Origin of the sequence: Chryseobacterium gregarium DSM 19109 (genome assembly GCF_000430845.1) — a bacterium.
Lineage (GTDB): Bacteria > Bacteroidota > Bacteroidia > Flavobacteriales > Weeksellaceae > Chryseobacterium > Chryseobacterium gregarium.
Genome location: NZ_AUMU01000009.1, coordinates 1 through 18,837, shown reverse-complemented (window position 1 = coordinate 18,837; position 18,837 = coordinate 1). Strand labels below are relative to the sequence as shown.

General features: G+C 39.4%; 12 protein-coding genes. 7 read left to right on the top strand and 5 right to left on the bottom strand.

What is annotated here, in order from left to right; all coding sequences use genetic code 11:
• Window positions 1-35 precede the first annotated feature (35 nt).
• From H561_RS0111025 to H561_RS0111005, 5 genes are all read right to left on the bottom strand, one after another.
• On the bottom strand, window positions 36-1,541 hold the full coding sequence (locus H561_RS0111025; RefSeq protein WP_027387060.1) for a thioredoxin domain-containing protein: 1,506 nt from the start codon (window positions 1,539-1,541) through the stop codon (window positions 36-38).
• Window positions 1,542-2,015: 474 nt separating this feature from the next.
• On the bottom strand, window positions 2,016-2,978 hold the full coding sequence (locus H561_RS0111020) for a DUF3810 domain-containing protein (protein ID WP_081411659.1): 963 nt from the start codon (window positions 2,976-2,978) through the stop codon (window positions 2,016-2,018).
• A gap of 85 nt (window positions 2,979-3,063) precedes the next feature.
• Complete coding sequence (locus tag H561_RS24290) at window positions 3,064-4,818, bottom strand: MFS transporter (protein WP_027387058.1); 1,755 nt, start codon at window positions 4,816-4,818, stop codon at window positions 3,064-3,066.
• Window positions 4,819-4,848: 30 nt separating this feature from the next.
• Window positions 4,849-5,586, bottom strand: a complete 738-nt coding sequence (locus H561_RS0111010) for a lysophospholipid acyltransferase family protein (RefSeq protein WP_027387057.1) — start codon at window positions 5,584-5,586, stop codon at window positions 4,849-4,851.
• The gene (locus tag H561_RS0111005; protein ID WP_027387056.1) at window positions 5,586-6,044 is read right to left on the bottom strand and encodes a GtrA family protein; all 459 of its coding nucleotides are present in this window, start codon (window positions 6,042-6,044) and stop codon (window positions 5,586-5,588) included. Before H561_RS0111005 ends, H561_RS0111010 begins: the two co-directional genes overlap by 1 nt.
• A 230-nt stretch (window positions 6,045-6,274) precedes the next feature.
• Here H561_RS0111005 and H561_RS0111000 point away from each other — a divergent pair, with 230 nt between their 5' ends.
• From H561_RS0111000 to H561_RS0110970, 7 genes are all read left to right on the top strand, one after another.
• Window positions 6,275-6,538 (top strand): hypothetical protein, encoded by a 264-nt coding sequence (locus tag H561_RS0111000; RefSeq protein ID WP_027387055.1) that lies wholly within the window; start codon window positions 6,275-6,277, stop codon window positions 6,536-6,538.
• 85 nt (window positions 6,539-6,623) lie between these two features.
• On the top strand, window positions 6,624-7,475 hold the full coding sequence (locus tag H561_RS0110995; protein WP_027387054.1) for a BadF/BadG/BcrA/BcrD ATPase family protein: 852 nt from the start codon (window positions 6,624-6,626) through the stop codon (window positions 7,473-7,475).
• Window positions 7,476-7,491: 16 nt separating this feature from the next.
• Entirely contained in the window at window positions 7,492-9,792 is a 2,301-nt protein-coding gene (locus tag H561_RS0110990) for an NADP-dependent malic enzyme (RefSeq protein WP_027387053.1), read from the top strand.
• 188 nt (window positions 9,793-9,980) lie between these two features.
• The gene (ruvA, locus tag H561_RS0110985; protein ID WP_027387052.1) at window positions 9,981-10,565 is read left to right on the top strand and encodes a Holliday junction branch migration protein RuvA; all 585 of its coding nucleotides are present in this window, start codon (window positions 9,981-9,983) and stop codon (window positions 10,563-10,565) included.
• Window positions 10,566-10,571: 6 nt separating this feature from the next.
• A complete protein-coding gene (sov, locus tag H561_RS0110980) occupies window positions 10,572-17,675 on the top strand; it encodes a T9SS outer membrane translocon Sov/SprA (protein ID WP_027387051.1) in 7,104 nt (2,367 codons plus the stop codon).
• A 110-nt stretch (window positions 17,676-17,785) separates the two neighbouring features.
• A complete protein-coding gene (gene gcvH, locus H561_RS0110975; RefSeq protein ID WP_027387050.1) occupies window positions 17,786-18,163 on the top strand; it encodes a glycine cleavage system protein GcvH in 378 nt (125 codons plus the stop codon).
• A 25-nt stretch (window positions 18,164-18,188) separates the two neighbouring features.
• On the top strand, window positions 18,189-18,515 hold the full coding sequence (locus H561_RS0110970) for a VanZ family protein (protein WP_034762064.1): 327 nt from the start codon (window positions 18,189-18,191) through the stop codon (window positions 18,513-18,515).
• Window positions 18,516-18,837 lie beyond the last annotated feature (322 nt).

Genomic DNA, 18,837 nt, shown 5'->3' with positions numbered 1-18,837 from the left:
ATTTAGTGAATATTATATTACGAAAATTATTTTTATTAAATTTCCTCATCTTCCGTCAGCTCATCGATAAAATAATAAATATCTTCACGTTCATACTTGTCAGGGAACTGATATCCGTTAACCAAAATAATCGGTGTGAAATTAAGACCTGCATTCCTGTTCTCTGCAGAAATATTGATTAACGGAGTAAGATCTTCACTTCCTGATATCATCCCTGCTTTTTTTCTCGTTTTCTCTTCATCACGGGTTTCAAACCAATATTCTACCAGGTCTAAGAATTCTTTGGCAGATTTATTCTTATAGGTATGCATAAAATCAGAGAACAGATTGGTCGATTTTTCGTTATTAGGATCCGGAGAATAGTTGAGCCTCATCTGCACAGAAATATCGTTGGGATATCTTTCCAGAAGGTTTTCCATAATTTTATGAGCATCTTTACAAAAGCCGCAATAGGGGTTTGAAACAATGGAAAGATGAAGTTTTGCCTCTTTATTTCCAACAAAAAAAGTTTCTGTATCAGTGAACGTTATTTTTTCATTTTCCAGAAGTTCTCTTTTGAAAAGATCATAATTTCTTTTAAATCTCAAATTTTTTGCATTTGATTTCTGTAAATTTTCTTTTTGTTCAAGCGTATTGTTGACATATAGAATTAAAGAAAAAGCAGCAATCCATAAAATAAGGCTTAACAAAGCGATTTTCATATCAAAATACAGATTGTCAAAAAGAAATATTCCGATGAATAACTGAGCTGCCAGAACTGTAATAATTAAAAGGCATACACGGCAAAAGGTTTTTTCCACAATACCCTGAATATATATTGAGTAACCGATTGCAATTACTGAAGCCAATGTAAACCCTTTAATAATAAAAGATGTTGCGGGCAGAAATAAGCCAAGAACGGTGAGCCCGATAAAATAAATTAAAGAGAAATCTGAAAATTTTAATCCGAGAATGCTTGTTTTGTCCTGAGTAATAATCTTATTACATGAATTCACACTTTGGCTGCCAGCCGTATCACCACAAATACTTCCGATAACGGCCGATGTATTTCCGAATTTCTGATTGAAAATTTCTAATGAAATATAAACTCCTGCTAATGAAAGCAGATTGAAAACAGCTTCATACCAAACCAGATTTAACAGCGAGTAGATCAAAGTTATCGCGAAAACGGCATATATAAACGGTTTATAATTAGTTGCTGAATGGCTTTCTGTTTTTTCCTTTTCAAATAAAAGAACAAAATCCGTAGATTTTTGATGCAGTTCCGTTTTGTCCAGCGTTTTTGCTTTATCTGAATAAACTGAATATTGGTTGCCGGATTTTTTTACCAAAGAGAAAGAATTGTCAACGATCGCTATGAATTCTTCCGGAAGTTCATCCCAATATTCTTTATCCAGTTCATATGCATCATTTCTTACGCCCATAAAATTTAGGGTATCACTGAACGCTAAGGCTGAAGGGTAATTCGGATGTGAATTGAACTGAAATAGAAACTCCTGTTTGTCTAGTTTGAGATAGTTGATGAGTTTATCCAAAAGCATATTAATTTTTCAACTAAAATACGCAGATGTTTGAGAAAAACAAATAGTTTTTTCTATTTTAAGTGATTTATGATTTTTTTGAAACTTCCTGTAATGAATTGAATGAAAAAACAGCAGTCTTTTTATATTTTACTTAATGTAACTGATTCCTACATATTGGAGATGATCATCTGTACTTTTTTATCTATCAAACAAATGATTAGTTTGTGGCTCTTTATGATTCAATAGTAGAGTTAATGGTCTTTTACTGATGGTTTAACTTGTTAATAATCAGTAGTAAAATTGCATCTATCTGAGTGGGGATTTTGAAATCTTAAAATTTTCTTAAATTTTTAAAAAACGGATGAAATGATTTTGTTTTACTAAAATATATCGTATTTTTACAGAGCCTTGAATGAGGGAACAAATCAGGGTAATAAATTTTTTTTCATCATTTGTGTTTTAGAATCGTATCACTGATACGATTCTTTTATTTTATTGTTTTTCATAATTCAGGAGAAGGTCAATAAAATACGAATACGTCACCGAACCTTCCTGTTGGTTGCTTTGTAAGAAAAGATTATTGGTAAATCCGAAAAAATCATCCAGCCATCCCTGATGTTGCATCATAAATGACTTTTCATACGCCCTGTCTCTTTGCATCCCGGGAGAATAATTTTCCATGACGTCCTTTACAAATTCAGGATCTTTATCAAAAATAAAATTCAGCAGACTTTTTAAAGTGAAATATTCGGTGCTGTAGCGAAGTTCGTCATTGGTGGAATGAATCCCTATCATGTAACCTATAAAATTAGCTTCCTGCTCTCTGGCAAAACCGAGCTGATGTGAACTTTCATGAGCAGAGGTAAAGGGGATCAATGTATTGGGCAATTGGGAATTGAACTGAGACTCTGCGGTAAAAGGGTTATAGTATCCGAGTATTCCTGTAAAGCTCATCATGTTCCTGAACAGGCTTGGCTTAAATGAATTGATCCCAGGACACTTTTTATTCGAAATGTTGTTAGGAAGTTTGGTTTGTTGCAAAAGAATCTCTTCCTGAATGGCTTTCAGATCGGTGATGATAAAAATCCTATTCTGATCTTCATGGACAAGTTTTCTTGTTTCCCTGCATTTTTCAAGATATCTTAAAGCCAGTATTTTTGCATGTACTACTGTCGGCTGTCTCTGGGTTGGCAACTTTTTAATAATCGGGGTCTGGAAATACAGTATTCCCCAAAAGATCTGGTATATAAAATAGATAACATTAACCAGGACAAAAAGCCGTAATAAAGCACTGTTTCGGGTCTTACTTTTAAAACATCTGATGATAAGATAAAAAAGTACAATGACTAACCCCACATACAGGAGGTCTCCGAAAGCAAAAGGAATCCATGAAAACATTTTTTGATGGGCCGCCTTCTGGATTTCAAAAAACCATTCAAAAAAAGTAATCATCATTCCTGATTTTGAAAATGCATAGAACAAAAGAAATTGGGCAAGTAATAAACCTGCCCAAAATTTTTTCTTTGAAAAAAATATCTTTTTAGTGTCCACCTGATGTAGATTCTTCCATTTCTATTCCCTGTCTTTTTAAAATTCTCGGGGTAACGAATCCGTAAAAAGCAAGGTAAACAAAACACAGGATAGGGATGACATATGAAAAATGTGTCCAGGTAAGCCCCATGATTCCTTCGGGACTGGATTTGTCAAAATCACAGATCCAACCCTGGATTAAAGGAATAATACCTCCTCCCAGGATCATCATCACAAGGAAAGAAGATCCCTTTCCGGTATTCTTTCCAAGCCCTGCAATCGCAAGGTCAAAAATAGACGGCCACATAATCGAGCAGAAAAGCCCGCCTGATATAAAGAAATATTTTGCAATCTCTTTATCCGGATATACCAGTCCCAAAAACATCATTAATATGCCGGCTACCCCAAAAATCATAAGCGTTCTGCCCGGGTTTTTACCGCCGATAAAGCTCATGATGATAAATGCAACGATCCATATGGCGTAAATATAGAATGAAGAAACGTCTTTACCGCTCAGTTCATTGGCTACGATAATAATTCCGAATGCAATGAAAGGGACAATGAATTTCAGGATCATATTAGTTGCCTTGGAGATATTGAAAACATTGATACTTCCGTTCCATCGGCCGATCATCAAACTCCCCCAGTATAAAGAAACAAACGGCGCAATATTATGTTCCAGAACCCCGCCGAATTCTTTTGTATGTAAAAGTGCAGGCAGGTTACTGATGATGGAAACCTCTACGCCTACATAGATAAAGATCGCGAGCATGCCTAGATACAGTTGAGGGTAATTAAAAATACTGAATTTGGTATCTGCATCATCTGTTTTAACCTCTTCGTCTTTAACAGGATCTTCAATTTTTGAGAAAAGCATAAAGATCGCCACAAAAATAAACGCAATACCCAAAACAATAAAAGGGATCTTAACCATTTTAAGATTTTCCTTTACAAATCCCAAAGGATAAGAAATGTTGGTCGATTTCTGTTTGATTTCGCTCAGTTTTGAGTTATAAGCATCAACCTTTGAATCATCAGGATTCTGATCTATTACGACAATCTGCTTATCCAGTTCACTAATATTCTGTTCTAATTTTGTAACCGTTTCGTTGATGGAAGCCGGGTCATCCTGACTGTCCTTTTTCAGTTCTGCAATATTGGCACTAAGTTCATTCTTATGCGTCACGTATTCAGTCTTTACGATCTCGATTTTAGTGAGGTTATCATTTTTAACGGTTTCCTCTTTATTTCCCATTCCGAAAAGGGCAATACCTACCAGAATCGGACCTATGGTGGTTCCCAAAGAGTTGATTCCGCCCGCTAAAGTCAGACGGTGGGCTCCCGTTCTCGGGCTTCCCATCTTAATTGCTAATGGATTCGCAACAATCTGCTGTACCGAAAAGCCTAATCCGACAATAAATAAAGCTGTAAGGAAAAACCAGAAGCTGGCAGCAGAGGCAGCAGGAACAAATAAGAATGCTCCCAAAGCGGAAAGCCCTAATCCTACAGCCAGTGTTTTCTTATATCCGAATTTTTGAAGAATATCACTTTTTAAAGAAATCAGAAAGAATATAACTGATCCCACGAAATAGGCAACATAAAATGCCCAGGCCACCAGCTGGCTCTGAACCTGAGACAGGACAAACCATTTCTTGAATACCGGGATTAATATATCATTACTTGCCGCAACAAATCCCCAGAAGAAGAAGACAACAATTAAAGATAGAAATTGAGACCACTTGGTCTGCTGTTGATTTGCATCCATATCATAAAAATTAAGAAAAACAAATATATATTATTTCTTCCGATTATTATATTCCAGTAAAGTTTTTTTTATGGTCTCAAAAGAAGACATTTTAAGCTCTTTCGGTGACGCTGAAGGATTGAGAATACCGTTAAAATAAACCTTTGCTTTACCGGGATGACCTTCTGAACTTTTAAACGGAAAAATTTCCTTCAATCCGGTAAAAGTAAAAATAACGATCGGGGAATTATGCTTCGAAGAGAGAGTAAAGGCTCCGTCTTTAAATTCATCCAGGATAACAGAAGTATCATCCGGAACACCGCCTTCCGGAAAAATGACAATGCTGTTTCCTTCTTCCATTTTTTCTGCGCATCTTCGGTATACATCGGCACGGCTTCTGGCGCTTTTACGGTCTACCATGACACAGATCCTTTTATAAATGGTCCCGAAAATAGGGATTTTTACCAGTTCTTTTTTTCCTACGAAACATACCGGATGATCAGCGCATAAAATGCACATCAGCATAATATCCATAATCGAGGTGTGATTGGAAATGAAAACATACTGCTGGTTTTTATCAAGCTTCTGTTCAGAAAGTTTCTGAAGTTCGTAGCGTAAACCCATTCCGAAAAACATACAGTAGCTCCAATACCTGATGAACCGGTACGCATAGCGGTAGTGTTTCTTGTTAAAAGATAAAATGTAGACAGGAATTCCGAAAAGGATCGTGAAAACAAATGCGAGCAGCAAAAGCCAGAATCTCCAGAGATAGTTTAAAGCTTTCGTCATTATCCGTTAAAAATTATTTTTTTCTTGATCGAATAATTAAGAACCGAAACGAGCAGGATGGCTGCGATCTTACTGATGACTTCCGGACTTAAAGTATATACCATAAGATCAATATTATCCTTAAAAACATAACTGTAAAAAATCTGGAAAAACCCCAGGCTCAATAAAGTGGAAATAAAGGAGACCATCATGAAGTAGGCGAATTCTTTTCGTTTGGAATGCTTGCCTCTTTCAAAAACAAACCAGATGCTCAGAAAATAATTGGTGATAATGCCGCAGCTGGTCGAGAAGATATTACTCAGGGGATAGTGCACTCCGTGAAAATTGGTCTCACGCGGAAAAAAGTGAGGAAGGGAAGTGCTCAGGAACTTAAAACTCCCGATTTCTACAATAGCGCTCAGCCCTCCTGCTATAATGAAGAACAGAACCTGCTTCTGACGTAATAGTAAATCTCTCATTCAATTGATATGGTATGCAAATTTATAACTATATGTTAAACACTGAAAAAAGATGTTAAAAATTTTTTTAAATTCAAAATAATTTCTAAATTTAATTTTCTGAATAAAGAAACCCGTACCTGATAATAAATTCATTGTCAACAATTTATGTTGATGGTTTTTCTATCTTGTAGTGCCTGAAGGTAGGTATAATATCTAAAATTTTACCGCTAAATATTAATATTATTTGTATGAAACATCAAAACAAATACAGAAAATTCCAGCTCCAGCAGGAAAATATTGCGACTCTTGAAAGAGAAAATTCCCGTTTCCGGCGGGTGTATTCAGAATATGAAAATATGTCTAATGAACTCTGGAGCCTCGAAAATTCTGATGGTAAATCCGTTCCGGATGATTTTATCAATGCGATGATTCTGCAGGCTTCCTATCTGGAAGAAGAAATCGAAGACTGGCTGGTACAGTTCAGCGAAAATAAAACTGATATAAAACATTGATGATTTTAGACAGCTTCCATGCTGTTTGTAAAGGCCGTTTAAAGATTAATTCCTAATTTAGCATCCTTAAACTAAAATCTAAAATATGGTTGCTATTGTTGATGGTGGATCTACAAAATGTGATTGGGTAATTTTGGATGACTTTAACAAGGTCTTTTTAAAAACCGAAACCATTGGTTTTAATCCTAATAACATTGCAGCAGAGCTTATTGTTCCCGAGATTGAGAAAAACGTCAGTCTGGGATCGGTGAAGAATTCTATTAAAAAAGTTTTCTTCTATGGTTCCGGCTGCGGTATCCCGGAGAATTGCGCCATTATTGAAAGAGAGCTGGAGAAGTTCTTTATTCATGCGGAAATAAAAGCCAAAGAAGACCTGACAGCAGCGGCCTATGCTGCTTACAGAGGGACGCCTGCCATCGTCTGTATCCTGGGAACAGGATCCAATTCCTGTTTTTTTGATGGTGAACACGTAAAAATTAAACTGCCGTCTCTTGGTTTCCTCGTTGGTGACGAAGGAAGCGGGAGCTCTATCGGAAAACAATTGGTGCGGAGATTCTTTATGCAGAAACTGCCGCAAGACCTGTCTTCTGAATTTGAAGAAACGTATAAGCTGACGGTAGATGAGGCACTTAAAAATATGTATCATACATCACGCCCGAATGCATACCTGGCCGATTTCAATAAATTTGTGGTAGAAAGAAAGGACCATCCTTATTTCAAAAAAATGGTTTTTGATGAAATGCTGAATTTCTTCGATTACCAGGTATTGCCGTATGAAGAATCAAAAGATGCCGAAATTAATTTTATCGGTTCAATTGCGTATTACTATGAAGATATTCTGCGTTCTGCAGCGGCGGAGCTCAATTTAAATGTGGGACAGATTGTACAGAAACCTATCGAAAGTTTAGTCAGTTACCATATCCAATATATATTATAAATAAAAAACATTCAATATGTCAAAAAAAAACCAACGCGACGAAAAGAATTTCAATCAGGCCGCGTTAGATTATCATAAAGCTGAACCTAAAGGAAAAATTGAAGTAATCCCTTCAAAACCGCACTCTTCCCAGAGAGATCTGTCACTGGCATATTCACCGGGAGTTGCCGTTCCCTGTATGGAAATCCATAACAAGCCGGAAACAGTATACGACTACACAGGTAAGGGAAACCTGGTGGCGGTAATTTCTAACGGTACGGCAGTGCTGGGATTGGGAGATATCGGTGCGGAGGCTTCAAAACCGGTGATGGAAGGAAAAGGTCTTCTGTTCAAAATTTTTGCGGATATCAATGTTTTTGATATTGAGATCAATGAAAAAGACCCCGATAAATTTATCGATATTGTCAAAGGGATTGCCCCGACTTTCGGAGGGATCAACCTGGAAGACATCAAAGCGCCTGAAGCATTTTATATCGAACAGCGGTTGAAGGAAGAGCTGGATATTCCGTTAATGCACGACGACCAGCACGGAACGGCTATTATTTCTGCAGCGGCACTGATTAATTCACTGCAGATTGCAAATAAGAAGATCGAAGAGGTGAAAGTGGTGGTAAACGGAGCGGGAGCTGCGGCCATTGCCTGTACCAATTTATATATTTCTTTAGGTTTAAAAAGAGAAAATGTATTGATGTGCGACAGCAAAGGCGTAATCAATCACAAAAGAGAAAACCTTACCCCTGAAAAAATAGATTTCGTTGCCAATACGGATATTGATACCCTGGAGGATGCCGTAAAAGGCTCAGACGTTTTCATCGGATTATCCAAAGGAAATGTCATGACTCCCGAAATGCTGTTAAGCATGAGCGAAAATCCGATTGTATTTGCCTTGGCCAATCCAGATCCGGAAATTGCTTATGATGTTGCGCTTGAAACCCGTAAGGATGTGATCATGGCTACCGGAAGAAGCGATTATCCTAACCAGGTTAATAATGTATTAGGGTTCCCTTATATCTTTCGCGGAGCGTTGGATGTTCAGGCAAAAGGGATCAATGAAGAAATGAAGCTGGCCGCCGTAAAAGCAATTGCAGATCTGGCTAAAGAACCGGTTCCTGAAGCTGTAATTTTAGCATATAACGTTCAGAATTTACAGTTCGGCAGAGAGTATTTTATCCCTAAGCCGTTTGATAACCGTTTGATCACGAAGGTGTCTAGTGCGGTAGCTAAAGCTGCCATTGACAGCGGTATTGCCGGAAAAACAATTGCCGACTTTGATGAATATGAAAACAGCCTTCTGGACAGAATGGGAAGGGACGAGAAGCTGGTAAGGATGATGCAGAGCCGTGCGAAAGCCAATCCCAAAAGGATTACTTTAGGAAATGCAGAAGAATACAATGTATTGAAAGCGGCACAGATCCTTTATGAAGAAGGGATTGCCTATCCAAGTCTTTTAGGAAACAAAAAATATATCCAGGAGCAGATGGAGCGTTTCGGCATCAGTCTTGATGTACCGATTATCGATCCGAGCGATGACGACCAGAAAGAAAACCGCAAAAAATACAGGGAAACGCTTTGGAAACTTCGTCAGAGAAAAGGGATGAATGAATACAAAGCAAAAAGATTCGTTCGCCAGAGGGATTACTTCGGGCCTCTGATGTTAAGGCATGGCGATACGGACGGATTAATTGTCGGTTTCTCTAAAAACTATGTCTCTGTTTTAAGACCGGTTCTGGAAATCATTGAAAAAGACAAAGGTGTTGATAAAGTGGCGGCTATGATGATGATCCTTTCTGAAAAGAAACCGATCTTCTTTGCAGATACCTCCGTAAACCAAAATCCTACAGCCGAAGATCTGGTCAATATTGCTAAAATGGCGGAAATCACAGTGAAATCTTTTGCCATTGAGCCGAGAATTGCCATGCTTGGGTTTGAAAACTTTGCAGCAATTTCGGAAACGTCCAAAAAAGTAGCAAAAGCGGTAAGCATCCTTCACGAAAAATATCCTAAAATGGTGGTTGACGGAGAAATCCAGCCGGATTTCGCCATGAATGCCGACCATCTAAGCGACTATCCTTTCTCAAAATTAGGAACAACGCCGGCCAATACTTTTATCTTCCCGAATCTTGAAAGTGCGAACTTATCATACAAAATTATCAGAGGAATGAAAGTGGCGCAGGTCATCGGGCCGATTTTGATGGGGTTAAAGCAGCCTGTTCACGTACTGCAGATGCGTTCGAGCGTCGATGAGATCGTGAATCTGGCCACCATTGCCGTTCTGGATGCCCAGAAAAGAGAGAAAAAGGGACAGGCAACTATTTAAAATGGGAATATGTAATTAAATAATCTCAATACACATACTTAAACAAAGGCTTCAATTTTTTGAAGTCTTTTGTTTTTATACACGATCTTTAAAATCGTCATTAAAAATTAAGTTAAAAACCATTCGTGTGTTAAATGAAAACATTACTTAGTTTAATTTGCTATATTTGGGAGTTTTAAAAATTAATAATGATATTTTCACTACAAGGCACTGTTCAGGAACTTACACCTACCTATGCAGTGATCAACGTACAGGGAGTTGGTTACTATGTTGGTATAAGTCTAATGACTTCACAGACACTTGCTGTCAACCGGGAGACCTTCCTTTTTATTCAGCAGATCATCAGAGAAGATGCTCATTTGCTTTTCGGATTTAATACCCGTTCAGAAAAAGAAATGTTCAATCTCTTAATAAGTGTTAACGGAGTAGGCGCTGTTTCGGCCCTTATCTTATTGTCAACATTAAGTCTCGATGAAATAGCCTCAGCTATACTTTCCAAAAACAGCGCATTGATTCAGAAAGCCAAAGGGCTTGGGGTAAAAACGGCGGAAAGAATTATTGTCGACCTAAAGGATAAAGTGCAGAAATTCAGTAATCCGGATGAAAATATTTCTACCTATGCAAATAATAAAGTAAAGGAAGAATCGTTATCTGCATTAGAAGTTTTGGGGATTCCGAAACGGATGAGCGAGAAGATTGCGGACAGGATTATAAAACAGAATCCCGATATTACAATAGAAGAATTGGTAAAACAAATTTTAAAAAACATTTAACATTTGGTGGCAAATAATAAGTATCTCAACATATTTTTGTTCCTGTCGTTTTTATGTGTATCAGTATTTACTTTTGCACAGCAGAGACCGCCGGTCCGTGACACAGCGATCATAAAAAAAGACTATCAACTGGCCGATCCTACACAGTATGAGGCTTATTATGATATAAAAACAGGGATGTATTTCGTATATCCTAAAGTAGGAAATACAATAACCGGGCCACCGACTGCCATGTCTCCTGAAGATTATAAGGAGTTCATGATGGCGGAACAGACGCGTGCCTATTACAAGGAAAAATCAGACCGCTACAGTCTGATGTTCAGGAAAGACAAAAGCGATGCGGCAAGAAAAGGATTGATTCCTTCCTTACAGATCAACAACAGGCTTTTTGAAACCATTTTCGGAAGCAATAAGATTGAAATTATTCCTTCGGGATATGCTTCGTTTGATTTCGGCGGATTATATCAAAAGATTGACAACCCTCTGATTCTGCCACAGAACAGAACCAGCTTTACGTTTGATATCGACCAGAGGATCCAGTTGGGTTTATTAGGAAAAGTAGGAGAAAACCTCCAGCTGAAAGCCAATTATGATACCCAGAGTGGTTTTGCCTTCGAGAACAGGATGAACCTGGTCTGGCAGGCTAAAGGAAGCTGGAAAGACCTTCAGCAGAAAGGGCTCCAGGATGTGGATAAGCCGAGTGCAGGAGGAGAAGATAAAATCATTAAAAGAGTAGAATTCGGTAACGTGAATATGCCGCTGTCAACCAGTTTGATACGCGGTTCCCAGTCGTTATTTGGGGTGAAGACCGAGTTTCAGATGGGAAAAACATATGGGACGGTGGTTTTATCCCAACAGCAGGGAGAAGCAAGAAATATTACGGTTCAGGGCGGCGGCGTCCTGAATAACTTCAAGCTGAATGCCATTGATTATGAAGACAACCAGCATTATTTTATAGGACATTATTTCCTTGACAGTTATGATAATTCCTTGCTGAACTATCCTCAGATCAACTCAAAAATAAGCATCACCAGGATGGAAGTCTGGGTATTGGATCAGGGGAACAGTAATTTACAATATCAGAAAAGTATTGTCGGGATCAGGGATTTAGGGGATGCTCCGGGCATTCTGCCGAATAATGATCAGCCGGGTTTGAATCTGTATTCTACAGTGAACGGTTTACCCGGACTCAGGGATGCGAGTACAGCCTATAATGCAATCAAGGGCGCCAATCTTCCGGTTTCTTCAGGAGGTACGGAACCGTATGTAGACGGAGAGCATTTTATTTTTAACAAGAAAGCAAGAAGATTAAATCAGAACGAATATATAGTTCAGCCGCAGTTAGGGTACATTTCATTAAACCAGAGACTGAATGACAACCAGCTTTTGGGAGTTTCATTTTCCTACACGGTAAACGGAAGCAACCAGGTGTATAAAGTAGGGGAATTCTCTGAAGAAAGTACGGTTTTGGTAACTAAGCTCTTAAAACCGAACACGACCGTAAAGACCTCTTCTCCGATGTGGAATCTGATGATGAAAAACATCTATTCCCTGGATGCCGGACAGGTAAACCAGGACGGATTTATTCTGAACGTTTTATACAGGGATCCCCAGTCCGGAGGTAAGGTAAATTATCTTCCGGTTAACAATAACGAGCAGATCCGGAGCCAGCCTTTAATTAAATTATTAAACTGGGACAGGCTGAATGCCAACGGGGATTTACAGAATAACGGAGGGTCAACCGGAGACGGTATTTTTGACTTTGTCAACGGCATTACCATCAGGCCGGAAACCGGGAAGGTGATCTTTACCAAAGTTCAGCCTTTCGGAAGCTTTATTCAGAATGTGATCGGAAGTAACGATCCTCAGTATGTATTTTCAGACTTGTATAACCAGCAGAAGCAGGTGGCTACTTCCAGTAATCTGGCGCAGCGTTACACCATTGAAGGCCGGTATAAAGGAACCCAGGGCCAGGGAATCTCATTAGGGGCTGTGAATGTTCCGCAGGGTTCAGTAAAAGTTTCTGCAAACGGCGTACAGCTGACAGAAGGAATCGACTATACCGTGGATTACATGCTGGGAACCGTAACGATTATTAATGACCAGGTAAAACAATCAGGTCAGGCGATTAATATTTCACTGGAAAATCAACTGACTTTCAATACCCAGAGAAAACGCTTTCTGGGAGTGAATTTAGAAAGAAGGTTTAATGAAAACTTTATTTTAGGCGGAACCGTTGTCAATTATTCCGAGTCTCCGCTGACCCAGAAAGTAAATTACGGTCAGGAAGCCGTAAACAATACCATGGCCGGTATCAATCTGATGTACAACAACCAGCTCCCGTTCCTGACCAGATTAACGGATAAGATCCCGCTGGTCAATACCGAAGCACCTTCAAATCTGAACTTCAAAATGGAAGCCGCTTATCTGCTTCCGGGACTCAATAAAGGAATCAATGATCAGTCTTATATTGATGATTTCGAACAGACCACCTCAAAAATTACTTTAAAGGAACCGACAGCTTGGAGCCTGGCTTCGAAACCTGAAAGAAACCAGTCGGATCCTCTTTTTGCAGGAGCCGGAAAAAATAATGACATAAGAGAAGGTTATGGAAGAGGTTTGTTATCATGGTACAACATCGACCCGAGATTCTGGGGAGTAGGAGGAAAAGCGCCGACCGGTATTACACCACAGTCAGTGTCTAATCACGCCTCAAGAAGGGTTCAGTTTTCCGAAATCTTCAACAACCGTGATTTTGTTGCGGGTGAACAGACATTTACGAATACTTTCGATATTTCCTATTATCCTACAGAAAAAGGACCTTACAACTCAAACCCGGCAACCGAAAGCACGGCACAGCGATGGGCCGGGATCATGAGACCGATTTCGGTTTCCAATTTTGTGAATTCTAATATTGAATATGTAGAATTCTGGATGATGGATCCTTATGCCGATGGAAATACACTGGGTGCCGCTCCAAAACTTTTATTACAGTTAGGGAATGTATCCGAGGATGTTCTGAAAGACGGACAGATGCAGTACGAAAACGGATTGCCGACAGCTTCGGCCTCGTCAACCACCACAAGCTCAAACTGGGGAACCCAGCCTAAGCAGCCGCCGATTTTATATGCTTTCTCCAGTGAAGGGGAGGACAGGGTAGCGCAGGATTTGGGTTATGACGGCTTGAGTTCAGATCAGGAAGCGGCTTTATTCGGAAATACATTCATCAATCCGGTGACGAATTTATCTGATCCGGCAGTAGATGATTTTGTATTCTATATGTCTGACCGCTTTACAGGGAACCAGGCTTCGTCCGTTATCCAGAGATACAAATATTTCAGGGGGCCTGAAGGCAACTCACAGAGCAACTCTCTGGAAGTAGCTTCACAGACTCCGGATGCAGAAGATATCAATAAAGATTACAACCTGGACCAGAGTGAAAGCTATAACCAGTATGAAGTGGATTTGGCGCCGGGAAGCTTAACTTTAGGATCAAATAATAATATTGTTGATATTAAAACCGTTCAGGCAACCTTCCAGAATGGTCAGACTTCACAGGTAAAATGGTATTTGTTCAGAATTCCGGTTTCACAATATGTGACCACTGCAGGTGACGCTGATCCTTCGGTTTTAAATAATGTACGCTTTGCAAGATTATTATTAAAAGGTTTTGACCAGACTTCGACCTTAAGATTCGGAACGATGGATCTTGTAAGATCGGATTGGAGAAAGTATCCTAAAAATGTTGCGGTATTTGGAAGTAATACTCAGGCTGATCCTGCAACCAATGAGGGATTTAACAATGATACAACGATTGAGAATCTGGAGGTAGGAAGTGTGAATATTGAAGAAAATGCATTAAATCAGCCCCCTTATGTACTGCCTCCGGGAATCGACAGACAGATATTGAGTGGAAATGCAGGAGCTCAGAGACAAAATGAATCTTCATTATATTTAAAAGTTAAAGATTTAGCATCTACAGAAGCAAAAGGGGTGTTCAAAAATACTTCTCTTGATATGAGAAGATATAAAAAGCTTAAACTTTTTGTACACGCACAGGATCCGACGAACAGAGTAATTGGTTTGGATAAGAACACTAAGTTCTTTATCCGTTTCGGAAGTGATGCTACAGATAATTACTACGAGTATGAATCTGCTTTGAAAATGACTCCGACAACAGCAACGGCACCAATGGAAATCTGGCCGATGGAAAATGATGTGGATTTGAACATTCAGGACTTTGTAGATGCTAAAATCAGAAGGGATAAAAATAATCCTAATGATATTACAAAAAGGCTCATGGACACTTCATTTGATGAAGGTGGAACCTTTAGAAAGTTATATATCAAGGGGCGCCCGAGTCTGGGGAATGTTACTACAATTATGATCGGGGTAAGAAACGGCTATGCGAGAGGCGAGCTTGGTGCAGCACCGATTGACAGAATTCTCTGGGTCAACGAAATCCGTCTTTCTGAAATTGAAAATGACGGAGGATATGCAGGAAACGCGAGTTTAAACTTCAATCTCGGAGATTTTGCGACCGTAAATACAAGTGCATCCTATACCTCTGTAGGCTTTGGAAATATTGATTCTAAACCGGCGGAAAGAAACCAATCGACACAGTCAGCTTTCAGTATTAACACAGCGGTGAATGTGGATAAATTGTTGCCGGCGAAGAGCGGAGTGAAAATCCCGTTGAATTATTCTTATTCTCAGACCATCGAAGATCCGAAGTACAATCCTCTGGATACCGATGTTGAATTTAAGAAAGCGGCTAACAGGGAGGAGCTGAAAAAAGTAGCAAGAACTTATACCCAGCAGAGAAGTATCGGTGTGGTAAACATGCATAAAGAAAGGATGAACCAGAATAGAAAACCGAAATTCTATGATGTGGAAAACATTTCCGTAACGGCTGTTTATAATGACGATTTCTACAGGGATATTTACACAAAAAGAAATTACAGGCAGTATCTGAGAGGGTATGTTGATTACAACTATACGTTCAAGCCATGGGTAATCCGTCCGTTCAACAAAATGATCAGCGATACTGCGAAGTCTACGAAATATTTAAGATGGGTAAAAGAATTTAACTTTAACCCGGTTCCTACGAGATTCTCTTTCAGGACAGAAGTAGACAGGAATTACAATGAACTGGAGTTCAGGAATATTGATGCTATCCTAAACGGGAATTATGGAGATGACTTTGGGGCCCTTAAGAACAGGAATTTTTATTTCGGATGGCAGTATGGTTTAGGATTCAACTTTACTAAATCTTTAAAGCTTGAGATCAATTCCGCTACCAGAACGCTGAACGATAATATGGATGTCAATACCATGGATAATACGTCCATTTTTGGAAACGTATTCAGAGCCGGAAGGCCGGTATTGTATAACCACAGGGTACAGTTGAACTACAAGCTGCCGTTCCAGTATCTTCCTTATCTGGATTTCATTGATGCGGAACTGGGATACGGATTTACCTATAACTGGAATGCAAGATCTACCGTTTTACTGGCAAGTCCGGATGGAAACCTAGGGTCAATCGGTCAGAATACCAACGTGATCCAGGCGACGGGATCAGCAGACTTTACCAAATTCTTCAGTCAGTTCAAATATTTCAAAAACGTTTCTGCGAAGCTTCAGAAGCGTAAGCAGGAGGTCGATTCATTGAATAATGTTTATACCCAGGCCTGGGAGAAAAACAGGTATGCATACAAAAAATATAAGTTTAAAAACAGGCTGACTCCACTTCAGAGCATGGCATATTTACTGACATCAATCAAGCAATTGGATGTTAATTATTCTGAAAATAACGGAACGGTGCTTCCGGGCCTATTATCTGCTCCGAACTGGTATGGCTACGGACAGACAGGAGGAGGTCCGACAGTAGGGTTCTTATTGGGTTCACAGGCGGATATCAGAAGGGCGGTTATAGAAAATGGCTGGGTCAGTGATTCAGATTTTATGACGGATCCTTACATCCGGATGTCAACGAGGGAACTTCGGGCCAATTTACAGGTGATGCCGATGAATGATCTGAGGATTGATCTCAGCGCAATACATAATTACAACCGGAATTTTACCCATACCGGATTTAATTACAGGGATCCGATCACTGGACTCTCAAACCCGGATTATACTTTTGCCAATGATCTGGTTACTTATACCAATTCTGTAGTGCTCCTGAAAACAGCATTCCAGGACGGGACGGCTATTTACCAGGCCATCAGGGAAAATGCAAGAACCTTATCCCAGCAGATGCCGGGAGCTCTTCAATCGGACGGATTTAAAGACGGGTACGGAATTTCAAATGCCTATATTTTAATTCCGGCATTCCGTGCAGCAGTGGAAGGGAAGACGGTAAAAATGATGGATAATCCTAAGAAAGCAGGACTTCCGATTCCGAACTGGAGGATTACCTATTCAGGGTTGAGGAATGTCCCTATCATTAACGGGCAGTTCTCAAAATTTGATATCCTGCATGCTTATCAAGCCACCTATACGGCAACGGGAATCCAGTCAAGTATAGATTATTTCAATTCCCTCAGTTCTTTCAATGCTACCCAGAGGGATATCAATGATGATTATATCAATCCATTTACTTTCGCTCAGGTAGGATATGTTGAGAATTTCTCACCACTGATCGGGGTAGATATGACCATGAGAAACAATATCCAGCTCGGTATTCAGTACAACCGGTTACGGACATTATTATTGGGATTGGTTAACCATACTTTAACGGAAGATTCAAACAGTGAATATGTCGTAAGAGTAGGGTATATCATCAGGAATTTCAGGTTGGGGATGACCAATGTCAGAGGAAGAGGAAAAGGGAAGGGCACCGACTTGAATATCAGGGGAGATTTTTCACTGAGAGACAGCAGAACAAGCATAACCAATATTCTGTTGGATGACTCGCAGGTAACGGGAGGCCAGAGGCTGATGAACATCAAAGTTTCCGCCGACTATAATGTTTCCGAAAACTTAAACCTGAGGGTATTCTATGAGCAGATGACTTCCAAATATAAAATATCAACCGCTTTCCCGCTGTCAACGGTTAGGGCCGGTATTTCCGCTACGTTTACCTTCGGGGATTCAGGAGGTTTTTAATAAGAACAAAAATAAATAGGGATGTCCTTCAGTTTTGAAGGACATTTTTTATATCCGATATTTGAACCTTATGGAATTTTGAATACATTTGTACAAAATAAAATTTAAAAATGAACACACCATCAGAATTAAAGTACACGAAAGATCACGAATGGATTAAAATCGAAGGTAACGTAGCTACCATCGGTATTACAGATTTCGCACAGGGCGAGCTTGGAGATATCGTTTATGTAGATATAGATACCGTAGATGATGAATTGGAAGGAGGTGCCGTTTTCGGAAGTGTAGAAGCTGTAAAAACAGTTTCGGATCTGTTCTTGCCTATTGCAGGGAAAGTAATCGAATTCAATTCAGATTTGGAAGACCAGCCTGAGTTATTGAATACAGATCCTTATGGAAACGGATGGATCATCAAATTAGAAGTTGCTGAAGGTGCAGATCATTCAGAATTGCTTTCTGCAGAAGAATATCAGGAAATCATTGGATAAGATTTCAAACATATTTAGTAAGATTTTGCCCGTTTACTGGGCATTTCTTACTTATATGCTTCTCAGGCCCGGAGAAGAAAACCACGAATATTGGTTTATGTTCAGTGGGATCGACAAGGTTTTGCATGTCAGTATATTTGCCATGCTGGGTTTTTGTTTCATTTCTGCCTTTCCCAGGATCAGATTTTCCTACTTTTTTCAGATCATCCTGATTTATGCATTCATCACCGAGATTCTTCAGGAAAAGATGGGCCTCGGAAGATCGATGGAAACGTTGGATGTTGTTGCGGATACCATCGGCTGTCTGATCGGATACTTTATATATAAGATGCTTATCAAACGTTTTTTCTGATTGCGTAAACGAGAATTCATTACTTCACTTATTACTTCATTTCTTATAGTATTTTTTCTTTTGGAGCTAATCCCGCTATCCACTTATACTCCTCACACCATGCTTTCCGGCCGCAAAGCCTTTGCTTATCCTTTTTTGCTGCGGGGTAACCGTTTCTATCGGGGCTAGGGTAGTCTGCTATATAATAATGGCATGCATATAAATAAAATTACCACCAATGGTCACTAATCTCCAGTTGCTATCCGGTTTGTTATCTGACAAAGTTTCTTACCATTAATATTATCATGATCTTCCACAGTTATGTTTACAACTATCATCATTA

Excerpts from the sequence above, each read along its gene's own strand:
- H561_RS0111025 (WP_027387060.1), bottom strand. The coding sequence starts at position 1,541 with ATGCTTTTGGATAAACTCATCAACTATCTCAAACTAGACAAACAGGAG.
- H561_RS0111020 (WP_081411659.1), bottom strand. The coding sequence starts at position 2,978 with ATGATGATTACTTTTTTTGAATGGTTTTTTGAAATCCAGAAGGCGGCC.
- H561_RS24290 (WP_027387058.1), bottom strand. The coding sequence starts at position 4,818 with ATGGATGCAAATCAACAGCAGACCAAGTGGTCTCAATTTCTATCTTTA.
- H561_RS0111010 (WP_027387057.1), bottom strand. The coding sequence starts at position 5,586 with ATGACGAAAGCTTTAAACTATCTCTGGAGATTCTGGCTTTTGCTGCTC.
- H561_RS0111005 (WP_027387056.1), bottom strand. The coding sequence starts at position 6,044 with ATGAGAGATTTACTATTACGTCAGAAGCAGGTTCTGTTCTTCATTATA.
- H561_RS0111000 (WP_027387055.1), top strand. The coding sequence starts at position 6,275 with ATGAAACATCAAAACAAATACAGAAAATTCCAGCTCCAGCAGGAAAAT.
- H561_RS0110995 (WP_027387054.1), top strand. The coding sequence starts at position 6,624 with ATGGTTGCTATTGTTGATGGTGGATCTACAAAATGTGATTGGGTAATT.
- H561_RS0110990 (WP_027387053.1), top strand. The coding sequence starts at position 7,492 with ATGTCAAAAAAAAACCAACGCGACGAAAAGAATTTCAATCAGGCCGCG.
- ruvA (WP_027387052.1), top strand. The coding sequence starts at position 9,981 with ATGATATTTTCACTACAAGGCACTGTTCAGGAACTTACACCTACCTAT.
- gcvH (WP_027387050.1), top strand. The coding sequence starts at position 17,786 with ATGAACACACCATCAGAATTAAAGTACACGAAAGATCACGAATGGATT.